Origin of the sequence: Methylobacterium sp. B1, from assembly GCF_000333255.1 — a bacterium.
Lineage (GTDB): Bacteria > Pseudomonadota > Alphaproteobacteria > Rhizobiales > Beijerinckiaceae > Methylobacterium > Methylobacterium fujisawaense.
This window is the reverse complement of sequence record NZ_BACT01000397.1, coordinates 1-1,982: the sequence shown is the minus strand read 5'-3', so window position 1 is coordinate 1,982 and position 1,982 is coordinate 1. Positions and strand designations below refer to the sequence as shown.

General features: G+C 68.1%; 2 protein-coding genes and 1 pseudogene. 2 read left to right on the top strand and 1 reads right to left on the bottom strand.

Annotation, left to right across the window (positions count from 1 at the left end; translation table 11 throughout):
* Positions 1 to 47: 47 nt before the first annotated feature.
* Positions 48 to 314: a hypothetical protein gene (locus tag I53_RS11520; protein WP_051044598.1), complete on the bottom strand. Its 267-nt coding sequence runs from the start codon at positions 312 to 314 to the stop codon at positions 48 to 50.
* A gap of 169 nt (positions 315 to 483) precedes the next feature.
* Here I53_RS11520 and I53_RS11515 point away from each other — a divergent pair, with 169 nt between their 5' ends.
* Positions 484 to 1,581: an OpgC family protein gene (locus tag I53_RS11515; protein ID WP_043350697.1), complete on the top strand. Its 1,098-nt coding sequence runs from the start codon at positions 484 to 486 to the stop codon at positions 1,579 to 1,581.
* A pseudogene (locus tag I53_RS11510) lies at positions 1,578 to 1,982 on the top strand (hypothetical protein); the annotation flags it as partial. The gene I53_RS11515 and the pseudogene I53_RS11510, both read left to right, overlap by 4 nt.

The following is a 1,982-nucleotide window of genomic DNA, read 5'->3' as shown; positions in this document are numbered from 1 at the left end:
GGCTGCTCGCGGCAAGTAGCCGGCGTGCCCTCGGTCGGATGCGCCTCCTATTTCGGAGCGCATCCGATGCAGATGCCCCGCATGATCCGATCGTTCTGCGCCTCGTTCGGCGTGAGCGTGCGCCGGTCGTCGGGCGTCGCCGCGCCGGCCCCCCGGCTCGGCGGCATCACACGGCCGAGGGAGGAGGTGTTCGGCGCGGTCGCCGTCGAGGCGGGACCGCCGCCGGTGCCGGTCTGAGCCTGCGCCGCCGCGGCGCTGGCCGCCAGGATTGGCAGGAAGATCGCGAGGCCGAGGGTGGTGAGCGGTCGGGTCATCTGTCTGGAACTCCGTGCCGGGCCATAACGCGGGTGTGACCATCCGGTTCGACCCCACGGGCCGATCCCTACCTTTGTTCGCCTTTGCAGAACCGATGCGGCGCCGTATCAGGAGCCGCGTTCCCGCAGCCGACATTCTGAAGCGTCGAAACCCGGAGCCGCCGCGACGATGCGGGACCCCAACGCGATCGACTTCTGGCGCGGCTTCGCCCTGATCACGATCTTCATCAACCACATCCCCGGCAACACCTTCGAGCGCTACACCTTCTCGCAATACGGCATCTCGGACGCGGCCGAGCTGTTCGTGTTCCTCGCGGGCTGGTCGATCGGCATCGCCACACGGGGTCGCGACGGCAACCCCGAGCCGCCCGGACGGAGCGTGGTGCGGCTGCTGGCCCGCACCGTCGAGGTCTACCGGGCGCAGCTCACCGTCATGCTGCTGGCGCTGGCGATCATCGCGGGCGCGGCGCTGCTGCTCGACAACCCGCTCATCCTCGAATGGCACAATGCCGGCGGCTTCTTTGCGGACCCGATCCAATCGGTCTGCGGCATGGCGCTGCTGACCTACCAGCTCGGCTACTTCAACATCCTTCCGCTCTACGTGCTGCTGATCGGTATCGCGCCCGTCTTCGTGCTCGTCGGGCGCGTCAGCCTGCTCGCGGCCCTGGCGCTCTCCGTGGGCGTGTATCTCGCCAGCCTCATCTTCGGCTGGAACCTTCCATCCTGGCCGGGGGAAGGGGACTGGTTCTTCGATCCGTTCTGCTGGCAGCTTCTGCTCGTACTCGGCTTCGTGCTTCAGGGCTGGAACCTGCGCTCCGATATCCTGCGCCGCTGGGCGAGACGCCTGTTTCCGATGGGCGTCGTCATCGTTCTCCTCGGGATCCTGCTCGCGGTGACGGAGATCCGCCCGGATCCGATGCTCGTTCCGGAGCCGCGCCTGCTCTTCACGTTCGAGAAGACCTACCTCACACCGGCCCGGCTGCTTCATTTCTTGGGGGTATTGTTAGCGTTTGCGCCCCTTTACAGGGTACTCGCCCCCCGAATCGGTCGCATTGTCGGTTATCTAACTCAGATGGGCCGGAACTCGCTGGCTGTCTTCTCGATGGGTTCGATCCTGAGCCTGATCGGGCAGCTCGTGCGTTTCCAGACTGGCGGCGGCGTGCCGATCGATATGCTGGTCGCCGGCTCGGGCCTCGTCGGGCTGGGGTTTACGGCATGGTTCGTCGAATGGCGCAGCCGCAGCAGATCGTCGCGACCGCGGACATGATGCGGGCGGGGTATCCTGTACGCCCATCCCGGGCCGTCCGGACCGGTGCCGCCGGCGGGCTCGCCCCGGCGCTGGCCACCTGGATCCTGACGGCCAGCCTGTGGGGCATTCCGGGCCGATCGGCCGCGGCGGAGCAGCCCACCATTCCAGTCCCGGGCGATCCAACCCTCTCCCTGGAGTGCCGGGTTCCCGGCGCACAATTGTACACCGTGGCCCAGCTCGGCGCCGTCAAGGCGGCGCTGGCGGAGAACCGCCCGCTCAAGATCCTGGCGATCGGCGGCAGCGCGGCGCCCGGGGCGTCCGCCTCCTATCCGGCCAAGCTCGAAGCCGCCCTGGAGCACGCTCTGCCGAAGGTCGACGTGACGATCGACCATCGCGGCCCTTCCGGGCGAGATCGCCTC

Excerpts from the sequence above, each read along its gene's own strand:
- I53_RS11520 (WP_051044598.1), bottom strand. The coding sequence starts at position 314 with ATGACCCGACCGCTCACCACCCTCGGCCTCGCGATCTTCCTGCCAATC.
- I53_RS11515 (WP_043350697.1), top strand. The coding sequence starts at position 484 with ATGCGGGACCCCAACGCGATCGACTTCTGGCGCGGCTTCGCCCTGATC.